This is a genomic window from Hymenobacter sp. YIM 151500-1, assembly GCF_025979885.1.
In the GTDB taxonomy this organism is placed as follows: Bacteria; Bacteroidota; Bacteroidia; order Cytophagales; family Hymenobacteraceae; genus Hymenobacter.
This window is the reverse complement of record NZ_CP110139.1, coordinates 4,203,289-4,220,734: the sequence shown is the minus strand read 5'-3', so window position 1 is coordinate 4,220,734 and position 17,446 is coordinate 4,203,289. Positions and strand designations below refer to the sequence as shown.

General features: G+C 62.6%; 15 protein-coding genes and 1 riboswitch. Of the genes, 10 read left to right on the top strand and 5 right to left on the bottom strand.

The features are described 5' to 3' along the window. Positions 1–134: 134 nt before the first annotated feature. On the bottom strand, positions 135–896 hold the full coding sequence (locus tag OIS53_RS17500) for an alpha/beta fold hydrolase (RefSeq protein WP_264679866.1): 762 nt from the start codon (positions 894–896) through the stop codon (positions 135–137). Between the two features lie 91 nt (positions 897–987). On the opposite strand from OIS53_RS17500, the gene OIS53_RS17495 reads away from it, so the two are divergent. Beyond that, on the top strand, positions 988–1,974 hold the full coding sequence (locus OIS53_RS17495; RefSeq protein ID WP_264679865.1) for an SRPBCC family protein: 987 nt from the start codon (positions 988–990) through the stop codon (positions 1,972–1,974). Between the two features lie 33 nt (positions 1,975–2,007). Here OIS53_RS17495 and OIS53_RS17490 read toward each other — a convergent pair whose 3' ends face one another. Further along, positions 2,008–2,694 carry an SGNH/GDSL hydrolase family protein gene (locus OIS53_RS17490; RefSeq protein WP_264679864.1) on the bottom strand — a complete coding sequence of 229 codons (687 nt, stop codon included), beginning with the start codon at positions 2,692–2,694 and terminating at the stop codon, positions 2,008–2,010. Positions 2,695–3,041: 347 nt separating this feature from the next. Then, positions 3,042–4,985 (bottom strand): 1-deoxy-D-xylulose-5-phosphate synthase, encoded by a 1,944-nt coding sequence (gene dxs / locus OIS53_RS17485; protein WP_264679863.1) that lies wholly within the window; start codon positions 4,983–4,985, stop codon positions 3,042–3,044. Positions 4,986–5,246: 261 nt separating this feature from the next. Between dxs and OIS53_RS17480 the strand changes: the two genes are divergently transcribed. The 5 genes from OIS53_RS17480 to OIS53_RS17460 all read left to right on the top strand — a co-directional run bounded on the left by OIS53_RS17480 (position 5,247) and on the right by OIS53_RS17460 (position 9,768). After that, a complete protein-coding gene (locus OIS53_RS17480) occupies positions 5,247–6,335 on the top strand; it encodes a lysylphosphatidylglycerol synthase transmembrane domain-containing protein (protein ID WP_264679862.1) in 1,089 nt (362 codons plus the stop codon). Positions 6,336–6,859: 524 nt separating this feature from the next. After that, the gene (locus tag OIS53_RS17475) at positions 6,860–7,825 is read left to right on the top strand and encodes a prohibitin family protein (protein ID WP_264679861.1); all 966 of its coding nucleotides are present in this window, start codon (positions 6,860–6,862) and stop codon (positions 7,823–7,825) included. Beyond that, complete coding sequence (locus OIS53_RS17470; protein WP_264679860.1) at positions 7,822–8,661, top strand: hypothetical protein; 840 nt, start codon at positions 7,822–7,824, stop codon at positions 8,659–8,661. Before OIS53_RS17475 ends, OIS53_RS17470 begins: the two co-directional genes overlap by 4 nt. A 36-nt stretch (positions 8,662–8,697) precedes the next feature. Further along, a complete protein-coding gene (locus tag OIS53_RS17465) occupies positions 8,698–9,231 on the top strand; it encodes a hypothetical protein (RefSeq protein ID WP_264679859.1) in 534 nt (177 codons plus the stop codon). A 39-nt stretch (positions 9,232–9,270) separates the two neighbouring features. Beyond that, positions 9,271–9,768 (top strand): hypothetical protein, encoded by a 498-nt coding sequence (locus tag OIS53_RS17460; RefSeq protein ID WP_264679858.1) that lies wholly within the window; start codon positions 9,271–9,273, stop codon positions 9,766–9,768. Between the two features lie 355 nt (positions 9,769–10,123). On the opposite strand, the gene OIS53_RS17455 is transcribed toward OIS53_RS17460, so the two are convergent. Further along, the gene (locus tag OIS53_RS17455) at positions 10,124–10,540 is read right to left on the bottom strand and encodes a lipocalin family protein (RefSeq protein WP_264679857.1); all 417 of its coding nucleotides are present in this window, start codon (positions 10,538–10,540) and stop codon (positions 10,124–10,126) included. Positions 10,541–10,771: 231 nt separating this feature from the next. On the opposite strand from OIS53_RS17455, the gene OIS53_RS17450 reads away from it, so the two are divergent. The 4 genes from OIS53_RS17450 (at position 10,772) to OIS53_RS17435 (ending at position 16,003) form a co-directional block, all read left to right on the top strand. After that, complete coding sequence (locus OIS53_RS17450) at positions 10,772–11,074, top strand: LysM peptidoglycan-binding domain-containing protein (protein WP_264679856.1); 303 nt, start codon at positions 10,772–10,774, stop codon at positions 11,072–11,074. 288 nt (positions 11,075–11,362) lie between these two features. Next, positions 11,363–11,476, top strand: a riboswitch (SAM riboswitch). Between the two features lie 375 nt (positions 11,477–11,851). Then, entirely contained in the window at positions 11,852–13,237 is a 1,386-nt protein-coding gene (locus tag OIS53_RS17445; protein WP_264679855.1) for an O-acetylhomoserine aminocarboxypropyltransferase/cysteine synthase family protein, read from the top strand. Positions 13,238–13,650: 413 nt separating this feature from the next. Next, complete coding sequence (locus OIS53_RS17440) at positions 13,651–14,688, top strand: homoserine O-acetyltransferase family protein (RefSeq protein ID WP_264679854.1); 1,038 nt, start codon at positions 13,651–13,653, stop codon at positions 14,686–14,688. Further along, positions 14,678–16,003 carry a homoserine dehydrogenase gene (locus OIS53_RS17435; protein WP_264679853.1) on the top strand — a complete coding sequence of 442 codons (1,326 nt, stop codon included), beginning with the start codon at positions 14,678–14,680 and terminating at the stop codon, positions 16,001–16,003. The genes OIS53_RS17440 and OIS53_RS17435 overlap by 11 nt, the downstream gene beginning before the upstream one ends. 277 nt (positions 16,004–16,280) lie before the next feature. Here the strand turns inward: OIS53_RS17435 and OIS53_RS17430 are convergent, their stop codons facing one another. Continuing rightward, positions 16,281–17,435, bottom strand: coding sequence for an alpha/beta hydrolase (locus OIS53_RS17430; RefSeq protein WP_264679852.1), 1,155 nt, complete (start codon positions 17,433–17,435; stop codon positions 16,281–16,283). Between the last annotated feature and the right edge of the window lie 11 nt (positions 17,436–17,446).

Genomic DNA, 17,446 nt, shown 5'->3' with positions numbered 1-17,446 from the left:
AACGACAAGCCGCCGGAGGTAGCTTTTCCACTTCGTTTAAGCAAATAAAGAGCAACGAGCCCCACTTTCAAGCCTCTACCACTCGTCCGCGGCACTCTGGTAGGCACTCGGCCCTTGCCGGTCAAGGGCTGTTGTTAGTCTCCGAACACCATCCCGGCAAAGTCAATCACGGCTTGGCGGGTGAGGTCGGCTTCCTCGAAGTAGCCGAGGTGGCCCACGTCGCTGAGGAGCAGGGCGTGGCTTTGGGCGGGCAGGGCCAGCTGGGGCAAAATGCTTTCCACGGACACGGCTATGTCCTCCTTGCCCACGATGAAGAACACCGGAAACTTGGCCCGGCGCAGCACCTCGGTACGGTCGGGGCGGTTTTTCATGGCTTCCAGGGCGCCCAGCACCGTGGCCTGGGGCGTGGCCCTCCCAATGTCTTCCAGAAACTCGCGCTGCTCCAGCAGCCGCTCCCGGTTGCTGGGTGCAAACAGGGGCCTGATAAACGACTCCATGAACTTCTCTACGCCATGCCGGCGTACAAAATCCATGTTTTTGTCGCGGTTGGCCTTTTTCTCGTCGGTGTCGGGCAGGGCGGTGGAGTGGAAGAGCACTAGGCCAGCTACCATCTCAGGATACCGCTCGGCAAAAGCCAGGGCCACGTAGCCGCCCATGCTATGGCACACGAGCAAGGCGCGCTCCGCATTCTTCTGCCGCAGCTGCTCGGCCACGTAGCGGGCCTGGGCCTCCATGGAATAATCCCGGATGTCGTGCACGTTGGTGCCGTGGCCCAGCAGGTTGAGCGTGATCAGGCGGTACTGGTCGGGAAAGTCGCGGGTAAACTCCGTCCAGACCTCGCGCGATTCGCCGAAGCCGTGGAGGAAGAGGATGGTAGCGGGAGTGGAAGTAGACATGGCGTAAAAATACGGCGGCGCGGCGGTACAGATTGAACGGCCACAATTACGCACATTTGCCGAGGTTGTCCGTTTTTCTCCTTCTCTGCTCATGTCCTTTATCCCCCGCGCGTATCGCCACTACGCCATTGCTGCCGGCGCTGGTTTGCTGGTTGCCCTGCTTGGGCGGTTTGTATTTGCCACCAGCAGCTTCGCCACAAGCGGTGGACTGCTGATGCTGTGCTTTTTGCTCCTGATTCCGATGGCGCTCGGTGCCGTAACGGCGCACTTCACCCCGGTTACGGCTTCCTACACATCGCGGGCTGTGGTAGGACCATTCTCGACAGTACTGCTGTTTCTGACCACGGCCCTACTCTTTCAGCTGGAAGGCATGATCTGCGTGCTGATCATCTTTCCGCTGTTTCTGTTCACTTCCTGGCTGGGCGCCGTGCTGTATCTGGTGCTGACCAGAAACGAATCGGACCGCAACAAAACCTACGCGGTAGCCGCTTTCGCCCTGCTGCCCTTCCTGCTGGCTCCGCTCGAAAGCCAGCTTGCCACCCCCGACGACCACCGCCGCGTCGAAAATACGGTGCTGATTCAGGCCCCGGTGGCCGTGGTATGGCGCCACATTGTGCGGGTGGCGCCCATTTCGGCTCTGGACCTGGGGCCTAGCCTCGTCGACAAACTAGGATTTCCGCGGCCCATCGAGGCCACGCTCACCCGCGAGGGCGTGGGCGGCGTCCGGCATGCCACCTTTGAGCGGGGCGTGGAGTTTATCGAAACCGTGGATGTGTGGGAGCCACAACGCCGACTTTCGTTCAGCATCGTGCCCAACACAGCCACCATTCCTCCCACCACCTTCGATGAGCACGTTATCGTGGGCGGACGTTTTTTTGATGTCCTGCGCGGTACCTACGAGCTACAGCCCGCCGGCCCCGGCCACATCCGCCTCGTCCTGTACAGCCAGCAGCGCCTCAGCACCCGCCTCAACCCCTACGCTGGCCTCTGGACCGACTACGTGATGAGCGAGATTCAGCGCCGCATTCTGGAAGTTATCAAGCGCCGCTGCGAAGCAGAGGCGGTGGCAAGGCGTTGAGGCTGTGCGGGCTTGGTAGCTACTCGCCCCTGCTTATTGCAGCAAGCTTCGCACTACGGGCAACGCGCGGCTGGCCCACTGCTGCATGTGCGCGCCCGAGTAGTGCAGCTGGTCGGGTGCGAACTGCCTGGGGTCGTTGGCGGCGGCTCGGGTCAGGTCGGTGATGTTGAGGAAGGCTACTCCGGCGGCGGTACACTCACCTTGCGCCGCGGCATTGAACTGGTCGATTTCCCGGCTGATGCGGCCAGGGTCGTAGCGCTGCCCGGTCGGCGACTGGCCCCAATCGGGAATGGATAGCACCACTACCCGCCCAGGCCGGTTGCCCGCAAAACGAATGGCGGTGCGCAGCAGGTCCCGAAACTCGGTGCGGTACGTGGCCAGCGGCAACCCCCGAAACTGGTTGTTGACCCCAATCATGAGCGAAACCAGGTCGTAGGTTTTGGTGTTGCTGGCCGCCGCAATGGCTTGTTGCAGCTCCCCGGTCGTCCAGCCGGTTTGCGCAATAATATCCGGCATTTGCACTCCATCCGCTTGGCCCAGGCGCGCCAGCTGCACAATCCACCGGTCCTCGGCCGGCACACCCTGGCCGATAGTGTAGGAGTCGCCCAGGGCCAGAAAGCGCACGGCAGCCCCGGACGCCACTGGCCCGGTACCCGAACCGGTAGGCGTGGGAGCCGGGGTAGATTGCGTACAGCTTCCACTGAGCAGAACCAGGAGCAAAGCAGAGAGCAGCGTTAGTAATTGCATAGCAGGCGTTACGTACGTAGTATGACAACTACCAGATTGGACATCTGAACTACGTAGCAGCACGGTAGACGCTAGCTTCTTTATCAAAAAGAAGCTGTTTAAGAAGTTGATAAACCGTCCTGCTCCATCTGGCGTCCGCTTGTCGAAGCATCTCTCCCGCTTCGTTGAACGATTGAGTTAGCCCCGGTAGAGATGCTTCGACAAGCGGACGCCAGATGGAGCAGGACGTTACGGTATGTTTTAGACGCCTTCCTAAACAGCTTAAAAGAAAAGCCCCGCCGAACCTATGTCCAGCGGGGCCTGTCAGTTCCAAGAACCTGCTACAAAATCACCGTCTCGGCTGCTACTTGCTCGGCTACTTTGCCCGCCATCTCCCGCAGCGCAGCGGCAATACCGTCGGCGTCAAACCCACATTCTTTGTACAGCTCATCCTGGGTGCCGTGCTCGACTACGCGGTCCGGGATGCCGAGGCGGCGCACGGGCAGGCTGTAGCCATTATCGGCCAGGAACTCCAGCACCGCCGCGCCGAAGCCACCTTGCAGGCAGCCGTCCTCGACAGTCACCAGCGCCTGGTACTGGCGGGCAATGCGGTGGAGCAGTTCCTCATCCAGGGGCTTGCAGAAGCGTAGGTCGTAGTGGCCGGGGTTGAGGCCTTCGGTAGCCAACTTCTCGGTGGCCTTCACGGCGTAGTTGCCGATGTGGCCGATGCTGAGCACTGCCACGCCTTCGCCCTCACGCACCACGCGGCCGGTGCCCACGGTGATTTTCTTGAGCGGGCGGCGCCACTCGGGCATTACGCCCTCGCCGCGGGGGTAGCGGATACTGAAGGGGCCGGCGTTTTCGGGCAGGGTGGCCGTGTACATGAGGTTGCGCAGCTCCTCCTCATTCATGGGCGCCGACACCACCATGTTGGGGATGCAGCGCATATAAGCCAAGTCGTAGCAGCCGTGGTGGGTGGGGCCGTCGGCGCCAGCAAAACCGGCCCGGTCGAGGCAGAATACCACGTGCAGGTTTTGCAAGGCCACGTCGTGCACCACCTGGTCGTAGGCCCGCTGCATGAAGGAAGAGTAGATGTTGCAGAACGGCACCAGCCCTTGGGTAGCGAGGCCCGCCGAGAAGGTCACGGCGTGCTGCTCAGCAATGCCCACGTCGAAGGCCCGGTCGGGCATGGCGGCCATCATGATGTTCAGGGAGCAGCCCGAGGGCATGGCCGGCGTCACGCCCATGATGCGCGCATCCTGCTCGGCCAGCTCCACGATGGTATGCCCGAACACGTCCTGGTACTTGGGTGGCTGGGGCGCGGTGTAGGTTTTCTTGTGGATTTCGCCGGTTACCTTATCAAACAGGCCAGGGGCGTGCCATAGAGTTTGGTCTTTCTCGGCCAGGGCGTAGCCCTTGCCCTTCACCGTCACGCAGTGCAGCAGCTTGGGGCCCGGAATGCTTTTCAGGTCGCGCAGAATGGTGGCCAGGTGCTCCACGTCGTGCCCGTCCACGGGGCCGAAGTAGCGAAACTTCAGGGCTTCAAACAGGTTGCTTTGCTTGAGCAGCGTCGCCTTCATGGCCTGCTCTACTTTGCGGGCAATCTGCTGGGGGTTGGGGCCAAACTTGGACAGCTTGCCCAGCACATTCCACAGCTCGTCGCGCACCTTATTGTAAGTGCGGGAGGTGGTAATGTCGGTGAGATATTCTTTGAGCGCGCCCACGTTGGGGTCGATGCTCATGCAGTTGTCGTTAAGGATGACCAGCAGGTTGGAGTTCGTGACGCCGGCGTGGTTGAGGGCCTCGAAAGCCATACCCGCCGTCATGGCTCCGTCACCAATCACGGCAATGTGCTGGCGGTCCTGCTCACCTTTGTACTCCGATGCCACCGCCATGCCCAGCGCCGCCCCGATGCTGGTGGAGCTGTGCCCCACCCCGAAGGCGTCGTACTCACTCTCTTTGCGCTTCGGGAAGCCCGACAACCCGTTGTAGCGGCGGTTGGTGGGAAACTGGGCGCGGCGGCCGGTTAGGATTTTGTGGCCGTAAGCCTGGTGTCCCACGTCCCACACCAGCTGGTCGTAGGGGGTGTTGAACACATAGTGCAGGGCCACGGTCAGTTCCACCACCCCGAGCGAGGCCCCAAAATGCCCGCCGTAAATCGACACCGAATCGATGATAAACTGGCGTAGCTCCTGGCTTACTTGCACCAGCTGGTCTTCGCTGAGCTGTTTCAGGTCGGCGGGTGAGTTGATGGCCGCAAGCAGGGCACCGGGTTCGACGAGCATGGGGGCGTGGGGCAAGTGGGAAGTGCAAGTAGCAGGCAACAGGCAGCCGGCGTGAAAGGTTAAAACACCGCGTACGGGCGGCCTGCGTACAACAGACAAAGGTACGGGTTTTCCTTTCGGGCGGTTGGTGTGCCTGTGGCATAAGCTTTAGCTTGTGCCGTACGACGCTTGATGTAGTTGCCGCTATGTACAGCCGGCATACGGCACAAGCTAAAGCGTGTGCTACATCCGTACCTTTACATCCACCCCACCCTTCCACCTATGCCTCCCCAGCTTACCCAACCGCAAAACGAGGAGCAGCAGCTACTGGACAAGCTACGGCCCTCGCGCATCATTCTGCCGGTGCTGTTGGGGCTGGGCGTGGTGGGCTTTATGTTCTGGCGCAGCTACCAACCCGGTGACCTGGCCCCGCTGGGCAATGCCAAGCCCCTGTGGCTGCTGCTGATGCTGCTGGTGCTGCTGGCCCGCGACGCCGGCTACGTGTACCGCATCCGCTACCTCACCGAGCGGGTGCTGAGCTGGCGGGCTTCGCTGGACGTTATCATGATCTGGGAGTTTTCGTCGTGCGTGCTGCCCTCGGCAGTGGGCGGCACGGCCGTGGCGCCAGTGCTCCTGCACAAGGAAGGTATTCCGCTGGGCAAGTCGGTGGCTTATATCATGGCCACGGCCATGCTCGACAATATTTATTACGTGCTGGCCGTGCCGCTGGTGGTGCTGATTGGGGGTGACGCGCTGTACCCGCACGAGGCTTTGCAGGGCGGGCTGGTAGCTACGCTGCGCATTGGGTTTATTCTGAGCTACATTTTCGTGACGGCATACGCGGGGCTGATGCTGTACGCCATCTTCGTCAACCCCGAAGCGGTGCGGCGGCTGTTTGTGCGGCTGTTTTCGCTGCGGGGGCTGCGGCGGTGGCGCAACAAGGCCTACCAGCACGGCAACGAGCTGGTGCTAGCCTCGGGACAGCTGCGCGGCAACGGCTGGGGCTACTGGCTGCGGGCCAGCCTGAGCACGGCCTTTGTCTGGACGGCTCGCTACCTGGTTATCGGCTGCCTGATTGCGGCGTTTATCGACGTGAGCTGGCCGGAGTTCTGGCTGATTTTCGGCCGCAACCTCACCTACAAGGTCATCCTGCTGATTGCCATTACGCCCGGCGGCGCGGGCATAGCCGAAGGCGCTTTCCCCACGTTCTTCGGCAAGTTCATCGGCACGCCCACCATGACCAGCTTCATGGTCTTGCTCTACCGCATCGTTACGTACTACCTCTATCTGGTGCTGGGCGCCATCTTCCTGCCCCGCTGGATAGCCCGCATCTACGGCCCCCGCAAAGTGCAGGAAGTTATGACATCGTAGGGTAGAAGTGAGAGATGAGAAGTGAGACTGGACATGCTCACGGTATTTCTTACTTTACTTCTAAAGCAAAAGCGCCTTTCTGCCGCGGCAGAAAGGCGCTTTTGCTTTAGGGCTTGGTGGCTTCCAGCGCCGGGGCCGGTTCGGCGGGCACAGGGCGCTGGTAGATTTGCCAGAACTCGGGACGGTAGGGCACTCTTGATACTTCTTGGATGCGGGTGCCGCTACCATGCAGCTTAGGGTGGGTGCCCTTTAAGGCCGGATACTTCAGTGGCTGGCACAACTGGGAGCGGCGCGTAGTACGCGTCGCAGGTTTACTGTGAGTGGAGTGGCTGACGGCCCAGCATGTGCTGAAAAAATTTTATTGTTCCTGCAACCTCGATGCATCTGCTATTGTATATGATAGTAAAACTATCAACTCAGGTAGTTTTACTTAAAACAGTCCTATGAAAATGCTTGCTGCCCTTCGCTCCTGCCTGGTCCGGCGTCCGTTGGTGTCGCTAAAGCCTCGCTTATCTCTCACTGCTTTGGCCACGCACAAGTCGGCCCAGAGCAGGCCGGCGCAGAAAATCATGGATGCTCTGCGCTCTTTCACCACCCACCGGTCGGTAACGGTGATGAAGCCCTTGCTGGTGGTGGCCCTGGCGGCCACTACGTTGCTGAGCAGCTGCACCGTGGTGCGGCAGGGCGAAGTAGGGGTGCGGCGCAAGCTCGGCAAAATCGACCAGGACGTGATTCTGGCGGGTCCCAAGGTGTTCAACCCCTTCGTGACCACCGTGCTCAAGGTGCCCACTACCACCCAGAACTTGGAAATCCGCTCTAACCTGCCATCCAAGGAAGGCTTGACGGTGGGCTCGGAGATTTCCATTCTCTACCGCGTGCAGGGCAAGCAGGTGCCGGCCATGCTCGAAACCGTGGGCATGCAGTACGCCGACGTGCTGATACTGCCGGTATTCCGCTCGGCCGCCGCCGACGTGGGTGCCCGCTACTTCGCCAAGGATATGCACAGCTCGGAGCGGGCCGCCATCGAGAAAGCCATTCGCGACCAGATGGCTACGGTGCTGGAGCCGCGCGGCTTTGTGATTGAAAACGTGCTGCTGAAAAACATTGTGCTGCCCGGCGGCCTGGCCAAAGCCATTGAAGACAAGCTCGAAGCCGAGCAGGACGCCCAGCGCATGGAGTTCCTGAAGCAGCGCGAAACCCGCGACGCCGAGCGCCGCGTGATTGAGGCCGAGGGCCAGAAGCGCATTGCCGTGGTGAAGGCCGAGGGCGAGCGGGAAGCCAATATCATCCAGGCCAAAGGCCAAGCTGAAGCGATGCGCATCGAGGCCGAAGCCGTGCGCCTCACCAACCAGCTCATCAACCGCGACCTGACCCCGGCCGTGCTCAAGTACAAGTCCATCGAGGCCTTTCGGGAGCTGTCGAAGTCGCAGAACGCGAAGACCATCATCTCCAACGGCACCACGCCGGTGCTCAATACCCTGGCTCAGTGACGCGCATTCTTCCGATAGCTATCTGGCGGCGCTGCCTGAGCCTGCGGGACGGGCGGCGCCGGCCAGCAGCGGCCGGCCTGCTGCTGGTTTTTTCCCTCCTGCTTTTGCTTGTAGCAGCTCACCCGGCCCAGGCCCAGCAGAACCTGTTCAACATTCCGTCCGGTGACCTGACGCCCAAGGGCAAGGTGTTTTTTCAGCACCAAACCAACCTCTACGGGCAGGGCTACCTTGAATCCAAAAACCACTTTGTGTACGGCCTGGGCAAGGGCTGGGAGGTTGGCGCAAACGTGGTCAACATCCAAATGAATTTTGGCCGGGGCCGCGACTGGTTCGGCTACAACCGCGCCGACCGCAGCATCCCGCTGGCTCCGCTAGCCAAGCTCACGGGTCAAAAGTTTTTCTACCTGAGCCCCACCGTCATCACCAGCGTTGGTACGCAAGTGGGCATCAACCCGTGGAAGTTCAGCGGCGTGAGCCGGGAGCTGACGCACTTCACCTACAACCTGTGGCAGTGGAACCCGCGGCACCACGTGAAGGTGGTGGCCGGCCCCTACCTCTCCGACCGGGGTACGCTGGGCCAGGGCAACCGGGCCGGCCTCCTGCTGGGCGCCGAGTTTCCGATAACCAAAAAGCTGCTCTTCATGGGCGACTTTATTTCGGGCAACAACTACACCAGCGTGTCGGTGCTCGGCTTCAACTACCTGGCCACCAAACGCGTGCAGCTGTGCCTGGGGGCCCTGCTGCCCAACCCCAACAGCAACAACCGCCACGGCGTGGTGCTCGAGCTGAACCTGCTCGGCTACGATGACGAGTCCGCCGAGGGCCCGGACCACTAGCGCGGCCGTATTCTTTCACCTTTTCCTTTTCGCGCCATGTATGCTTTGCTGCTAGCGGCTCTGGCCGCCTTTCTGGTTCTGCTACCCGGCCCCACGCGGGCCCAACAAGGCAGCCCAACCGAGCCGGCCAGCGGCTGGCTGCTGGTGCGGCCTCACCAGCGCATCTACGCCGTGCCGCCGTCGTGGCAGACCTCGTACGCGCGCACCGACTCGCTCAGCCTTATCAGCTACCGCAGCCCCGACCAGGAAACGCTGCTGTGGGTGGCGGCGGTGCGGCCGGTGGCCGGCACAGCTCACGCGGCGAGTCCGGCTTTGCGGCAGCTGCTGCGCCACGTGGGCGTGTACGGCTTCGCGCCCACCTACACTACCGAGCGGGGCCTCGACCGGCTGGAAAGCACGGGCACCTGCTGGCAGGCCGGGCGCGAGCTGCGCTACGAGGTGCGCGTGCTAGGCGACGAAAGCCACCACCTGCTGGTATTCTTTTATCTGACCCCCACGCACACGGCTCTCACCGAGCCGACCTTGCCGGCCTTGCTGCGCCAGCTCACGCCGCCTGCTCTTCACCGCTAAGGCCTTTTGCTTCCTCTCACATTCTTTTTTGCTCTTGCCATGAAAACTTTTCGACTAGTGCTGTTGCTGCTGGCCCTGCCCTGCGCTGCCTGGGCCCAGCAGCTGGAGTGGGTGCGCAACCCCCAATACCGCCTGCAGTACCAGGTGCCCAGCAACTGGCAGCAGGTACGTCAGGCCACCGACACCACCCTGGCCCTCACCCACCTCAGCCCCGACCAAAGCCTGCTCCTGTACATCGGCAAGCTGCAAGGGGCTGCGGCCCGCATGACGCCGGCACAGGCCTTGTTTCACCTCACCGAACAGTTTGGTGTTCCCGTCAACAAGCAGTACGCTACTTCCTACAACGGCATTAAGTTTCTGGAAACCACGGGTATGGGTACCTTGCAAGGCCGGGCCCTGCGCTACGACGCCATGGCTGCCACTCATCAGGGCCACGTGCTGCTCATCTACGTCTCAGCCCCACCCGACGCTTTCTTCACCCACGAGGCCCTGCTCACGTCCATCCTGCACAGCATGGCACCCTACCGAGGCCGATAAGCCAGTGCTGCGCGGCCTCGCAGCCCGGCAGCCTTCACGTTAGGTCAGGTGGCAAGTCCTGGTGTCAGAACAAGGTTGAGGAGCTGTTTTTGCAACGTTGGAGCGAAGTAGAGACGCAAGATTTTGCGTCTCCTCGTTGGACAAAACGCACGCAGGAAGACGCAAAATCTTGCGTCTCTACCTCGTTCAACCAACCTGCTAGCTTAGCCCAGACCGGAGCCTTTTAGTGGTACGATGATTCCGGCCGAAGGTCAGCGTAGTAGCTCCGGTCCTTTATGGCCTCCCACAAAAAAGGCCCCGCTGCGGCTGGCAGCAGGGCTTTTTCGTGTTTTTTGGACTGGGTTTTCCGTCTGTGTTATTCGGTTTCGAGGCGTAGCTCCGAGCCGTCGGTGCCTTTCAGGGTCAGCTTGTCGTCGGTCAGCGTTACCACATCAAAAACGTTGGCGTTGGTAGCGCCGTTGGGAGTCATCGTAATTTTCTTGCCGGCCTGGTCGAAGGTGTACTTGCCGCTTACGGCGCCGGCGTTGGAGCTCATGTTGTACTGGCCGTTGGCGAAGAACGTCACCCGTTCGTCTTCTTCCGAGTCGGTCTGCTTCACTTTGTCGCCGGTAGCGTCCAGCTCCTTGTCGGTTTTCCAGGTTTTGCTGTCTTTGCCGTAGAGCATGTTGACGCCTTCCACCTTGCCTTCTTTGCTGCTGCACGAGGCGGCAAACAGGGAGAGCAGTACCAGTAGGCTGGCCAGGTAGCGAAACGGAGCAGAAATCGTTTTCATGAGATGCGAGAGTTGGGGGTTAGGAGAGTGAAGAGGATGCCGGTCATTCAGCCCTGGGCTGCGGCCGGCTTGCGCCTCTTACGCGGCCTTTTGGCAAGATGTTAAGCTCCTCACTCAGAATTTTGGCTCCTATAACCTATTGCCGTGGCTGGCGTAAGAGGCCCTGACGCCGTGACCATCAGCCAGATGCCCTACGGCCTTCCCCTCCCACTCCTAACTCATTGCACCATCATGGGACTGTTTGACTTCCTCTCGGATAAAGGCGAAAAACAACCGGTTCAGCCCGCCAACCAACCCAAGCCGGCCGGCGGCGCCACCGATTTCTTCGGCAATGCCAACGCCGCCCAGCCGGCTGCCGCGGCCCAAGGCGAAAAGTACACCGTGGTAAGCGGCGACTCGCTGTCGAAAATTGCCAAAAACCACTACGGCGACGCCAGCAAGTGGCACCAGATCTACGATGCCAATAAAAGCATCATCGGCTCCAACCCCGACCACATTGAAGTAGGCCAGGTCCTGACGCTACCCAAGCTGTAAGCTTGCTGGTTTATCTATTCTGAAAAAGCCGCTCATACTGGGCGGCTTTTTTTGTTGGGCCGGGGTGATGCCACGACTTTCTTAATCGTGATGTCACTATCATTGAACGACTTATTTAAGCGTGCAGGAGTCAGCAACGATAGTGGTACCACAAACCCCTCGGGAATCTGGGGCGCCATACCGGTCCAACAAAAAATTTTGCTGACTGCTTGCACTTATCCTTTTCGGGTATACATTTGCATCACCACACCGGTACTCCCCCGCTCGCGGCGGGGCAGTTTGTTTGAGGATTTATACAGAAGCGGCGAGAGAACAGGCTCCGTGACCCGCTGGCAACCTTCGACCGCGCGAAAGGTGCCAATTCCTGCCCGCTCCGGCTCCGGCCGGCGGGACATATAAGCCGAGTACCATGGAAAACTCCTTCGCCTTCGATTACCTGTTCCCGTTTGCTCCGGCTGCTCTGCGCGCCGCTCAGCCAACGGGTTTTTGCGTTGTGCCCCCTGCGGCCCGCACTACCTCCCGAATGCGAATGCGCTGCTGTTGCGGCGCTTGTTGTTGCTGTTGCTAGCCTAAGGCTCTTCGGCGCTCCTCCCCTCTTCCAGCTCTACCCGGCGGTGCCTCCGTGGCCTCCGCTAGGCTCTCCCGCACCCTGCTAGCCCTTATCGCCAGGTTTTCTGGCAGGCTCCGGTGCGGCTCCCGCCACGCTCAGCGTGGCCTTTCAGCTCGTCGCTCACTCCCTCCTTTTTTCCCGTCAACCTTCTCAACATCAGCACCCGTATGTCCACGCAAAGCCTCCACTTCGAAACCCTGCAACTCCACGCCGGCCAGCAGCCCGACCCCGTAACTGGTTCGCGCGCCGTGCCCATTCACCAGACCACCAGCTACGTGTTCAAGAACGCCGAGCATGGGGCCAACCTGTTTGCCCTTAAGGAGTTCGGCAACATCTACACCCGCCTGATGAACCCCACCACCGACGTGTTTGAGCAGCGGGTGGCAGCTCTGGAAGGCGGCGTGGCAGCCTTGGCCGTGTCGTCGGGGCAGGCAGCGCAGTTCATTGCCCTGAACAACATCCTGCAAGCCGGCGACAATTTCGTGAGCACGGCCCACCTGTACGGCGGCACCTACAACCAGTTCAAAGTGGCCTTCAAGCGCCTGGGCATTGAGGTGCGCTTCGCCGACGGGGACCGGCCCGAGAGCTTCGAGCAGCACATCGACCATAATACCAAGGCTATCTACCTGGAAACCATTGGCAACCCTAGCTTCAGCATTCCGGACTTTGAGCGGATTGCCGCCATTGCCGAAAAGCACGACCTGCCGCTGATTGTGGACAACACCTTCGGGGCGGGCGGCTACCTGTTTCGGCCCCTGGAGCACGGCGCCCACATCGTGGTAGAATCGGCTACGAAGTGGATTGGCGGGCACGGCACGAGCATTGGCGGGGTGATTGTGGACGGCGGTACCTACGACTTCGGCAACGGCAAGTATCCGCAGTTTACGGAGCCTTCGGAGGGTTACCACGGGCTGGTGTTCAACGACGTATTCGGCAAGAACGGCCCCTTCGGCAACATTGCCTTCATCATCCGGGCCCGGGTGGAAGGCCTGCGCGACTTCGGCCCCTCGCAGAGCCCGTTCAACTCCTTCCTGCTCCTGCAAGGCCTCGAAACCCTGAGCCTGCGCGTGGAGCGCACCGTGGAAAACGCCCTGCGCATTGCCACCTGGCTGGAGCAGCACCCGCAGGTGGAAGCCGTGAACTACCCTGGCCTGCCGAGCAGCCCCTACTACGCCCTGGCGCAGAAATACCTGAAGCGCGGCTACGGCGGGGTGCTCACCTTCGCCATCCGCGGCACCAAAGACACGGCCACGCAGTTCATCGACAACCTCAAGCTGGTGAGCCACTTGGCCAACGTGGGCGACGCCAAAACGCTTATCATCCAGCCTTCGGCTACCACCCACCAGCAGCTGAGCGAGGAGGAGCAGCGCGCGGCCGGCGTCACACCGACCCTGCTGCGCCTGTCGGTGGGCATCGAGCACTTCGACGACATCCGGGCTGACCTGCAACAAGCCTTCGACGCGGTGCGCGACGCCGCCACCCCGGACGCCGACAGCGGCAGCACCCTGCTGCCCCAACCCGAAATCGAACACGCCGCCACGCTGGAAGTCTAATACCAGGGGGTTGAGAGGCCGGGCGGTTTGGAGAGAGGCTGCCCGGCCGCAGCTTCCAGCACCGCGGCGCGCGGGTGGTGCCCAGGCTTTTGTGAGAGAGGAAGCCTGGTAACCCCACCACCCGCCCACAGCCGGGGCGGAGCCACCTGGCTCCGCCCGCAGGCTTTTGGTTAGACCTGAGACAGTGAGAGGTGAGAAGTGAGACGATGTTCTGGCTGCCCGGCCCTTATCAGTTCTATCCGACTCCATTCTGTTTTTTCATCCTGCTACTTCTTCCAGTTTCCTCATACCCAACCATCTAGAGCTTATCCTAAAGCTAAAAGCTAGAGTTAGAGTCCCCTCTCCTTTTTCGGACAGGGGGTTGGGGGTGAGGCGACTAGAGCTAGAGCCGCCAAGGGGCTCATCATCACACCATGTCCTTAGAAGAACCGCACCTGTTCCTCCTGCCCCGGCCGCTGCGCCTGGAAGGCGGGGCCGTGCTGCCGCACGTGGCCGTGGCCTACCACACCTTCGGCCAGCTCAACCCGGCCCGCGACAATGTGGTGTGGGTGTGCCACGCCCTCACGGCCAACGCCGACGTGCTCAGCTGGTGGCCGGGCCTGTTTGGGGCGGGCTGCCACTTCGACCCTGAGGAGTGCTTTATCGTGTGTGCCAATGTGCTGGGCTCCTGCTACGGCACTACCGGCCCGCTCACACCCGACCCGACTACCGAGCAGCCGCTGTTTCAGCAGTTTCCGCTGGTGACGGTGCGCGACATGGTGGCCGTGCATGAGGCCCTGCGGGAACACCTGGCCCTGCCGCGCATCCACACCCTGATTGGGGGCTCCCTGGGTGGGCAGCAGGCGCTGGAGTGGGCCGTGCAGCGGCCCCAGCTTATCGAAAACCTGGTGCTGCTGGCCACCAACGCCCGGCACTCGGCCTGGGGCATTGCCTTCAACGAGGCCCAGCGCCTGGCCATCTTCGCCGACCCCACCTACCACGCCGCCACGCCCGAAGGCGGCGTGGCGGGCCTACAAGCGGCCCGCGCCGTGGCCCTGCTCAGCTACCGCAGCTACGATGCCTATCAGCGCACCCAAACCCACCCCGACCAGGAAGCCCTCGACGACTTCCGGGCCAGCTCCTACCAGCGCTACCAGGGCCAGAAGCTTGTCAACCGCTTCAATGCCTACGCCTACGTAACCCTGTCCAAAGCCATGGACTCCCACCACATCGGGCGGGGGCGCGGCGGGGTGAGGGCGGCGCTGGGCCGCATCCGGGCCCGCACGCTGGTACTGGGCATCAGCTCCGACGTGCTGTTTCCGCCCGCCGAGCAGCAACTGCTGGCCCGCTACATTCCGGGGGCCATGTACGCCGAAATGGATTCCCAGTTCGGCCACGACGGCTTTCTGATTGAAACCGCTCAGATAACCCATTTCCTCGAACGATTCACCGTCCAGACCTATGTCCACTGAGGCTAAGAAAGTCGTCGTGCCCAATTCGTCGGAGCCCGGCACCCTATTTATTTCCATCGACAAGCAAGCCGAGTACGCCCGGACGGTTGGCCGGGCACGCCCCTGGCGGGTGGGGCTGGTGGGCTTCGGCTGCGTGGGCCAGGGCCTGTACGACATCTTGCAGCAGCGCCCCGACGCGGGTTTTGACATTACGCGCATCGTGGTGAAAAGCCGCGACAAAGCCCGCTCCCTGCCCGCCGAGCGGTTCGAGTACGACGCTCAGGCGTTGCTCAATGATGCTTCTTTGGACGTGCTGGTGGAGGTGATTGACGATGCCGACGCCGCTTTCCGGCTGGTGGCCGAGGCCCTGCGCCGGGGCCGGCGCGTCGTGACGGCCAACAAGGCCATGCTGGCCCGCCACCTGCCCGAGCTGGTGCAGTTGCAGCGCGCCCACGGCGGCACCCTGCTCTACGAGGCGGCCGTGTGCGGCAGCATCCCCATCCTGCGTACCCTCGACGCCTACTTTGGCCCCGAGCCCTTGCGCCGCGTCACGGGCATCCTCAACGGCTCCTCCAACTACGTGCTGACGCGCATGGGCGAAGACGGCTCCGACTACGGCCCGGCCCTGCTGGAAGCTCAGCAGCAGGGCTTCGCCGAAACCGACCCCAGCCTCGACATGGGCGCCTTCGACCCCCGCTCCAAAGCCGTGCTGCTGGCCGCTCACGCCTTCGGGGCTTTCTTGCAGCCCGAGCAGGTGCTCAACCTGGGTATTGAAGGTATTGGGGCCGTGGATATTGCCTTTGCCGCCAGCCAGGGCCAGAAAATCAAGGTAGTAGCCGGCCTTCAGCGCCTGCCCGACGGCCGGGTCACGGCCCTGGTCACGCCTCAGCTTGTGGGGCCTGAGTCGCCGCTGTACACCGTGGACCGGGAGTTTAACGGGGTGGTGATTGAGGCCGACTTCGCCGGGGAGCAGTTCCTGCGGGGCCGCGGGGCCGGCGGCCATCCTACCGGCTCGGCCGTGCTGGCCGACCTGGCCGCCTTGCGCCAAGGCTACTTCTATGATTACCCCAAAGCCTCGGCCACCCCGCCCACCTACGCCACCGACCTGGAAGTGGAGGTCTACCTGCGCACCGACGAGGACCGCCTCATCGACCTGCTCGACTTCAGCGAAATTTCCGAAGAAGCCGACGAAGACGCCTACGTGGTCGGCTACGTGGCTCTGGAAACCCTCATCCGCCACCGCGACGCCCTGCGCCAAGCCGGCGCCTTCCTCGTCCGCACCGGCCGCCTCCGCCCCATCAGCACCACCATTGCGGCTGAAGAGGTGTCGGCGTAAGCCTCACCCCCCGGCCCCGTCACTGCTTCATGCGCAGTATTCCATGGAGAGGAAGAGCCAGTAGTCCGCAGCGCCGCCCTGTCGGCTGCCGCCTCCGGAAAGGCTACCACAAAGTAAGCGCCACTCTCACGACGAGGGTGGCGCTTTGCTTTTTACTGAATGGTAAGCTGCGTCGCAGGCGCCAGCCGCAGAGGCGGCGTAGCACGACTTGGCGTCTGGCTCTCCTTCTCCGCGGGATACTGCGCATGCAGCAGTGGCGGGGCCGGGGGGTAAAGTCCTACCTCGGCGGCGCGGCTCCGGTGGTAGCCGGCTCCAGTGGCGCCATACGCTGCGTTGAGTCGGGCAGGGCTTGCAGTAGGCCCAGGCTGGGCAAGGCTACGGAGTCAGCCGGTACCCGCAGGCCGATGCGGCGGGGCAGCAGGGCGGCGGTGGGCTGGGCCAGGCGGCGCGGGTTGAGGGCGGCGGCCAGCAGCGGACCGGGGGCCCCGGCACCCAGCAGGGGCCGCAGAAAGTCGCGCGTAGCCAGGAATATCGAGTCCAGGTAGGTAGGCTCGAAAGAGTAGGGCACGTGGCCGGCTCCGCGCAGGCGGCGCAGCACGTTAGGCACGCCCACGGCGTTGGCGCGGGTGCGCAGGGCGCCACTCCCGTGCACCAGCTGGGGCGGCAGCTGGGCCCCGATGGTACCGCGGCCGTAGGGCACCAGTCCGTCGCGGGTGCCGTGCACGCTGCACAGGGGCGGGTCGCCAGCTTCCAGCCAGCTGGCTCGGGCCAGGGCTCCGCACAGGTTGATGACCCCGCGCGGGCGGCTGCTGTAGCCGGCGTGTCCGCCGCTGCCTTCCAGTCCGCCCAGGGCGGCCAGGTCGAGGTAGGCGGGCACTTCCGTGGGCTTGTTCAGGTAGCCGGTTTGCAGGGCCATGAAGCCCCCGGCCGACGACCCGCCCACAAACACGTACTGCGGGTGCACCCGAAACCGCCGGGCCGTGGCGGCATCGTGGCGGAAGAAGCGCACCGCTGCCCGCATGTCCTGAGTAGCCCGAATGGCGGCCCGCCCAATGCCCACGGTGTCGAAAGGAAAGAAGTAGAGGCGGTAGTCGATGGTGGCGGCCACGTAGCCCAGGCGAGCCAAGCGGGTGCACAGGTCGGTCATTACGGCGTCGTCGCGGGTGCCGGTCAGGAAGCCGCCTTCGTGGGCCAGCACCACTACCGGGCGCCGCCGCACGGTGTCGCCGGCCGGCTCGTACACGTCCAGGTACAAGGTCTGCGGCAGCCCCAGCAACGTGGTGACGCGCGCAAACTCCACGTTGCGCCGCACCTGCACCTGCCGAAACACCGGCCGATGATACCGGCCGCGGGTGGTGTCTATAGGAAAAGCAGGTTGCGCCAAGCAGCCAGTTGAAGCCAGCAGCACGGTCAGCAGAAAAACGAAAAGCAAGCGCACAAGCA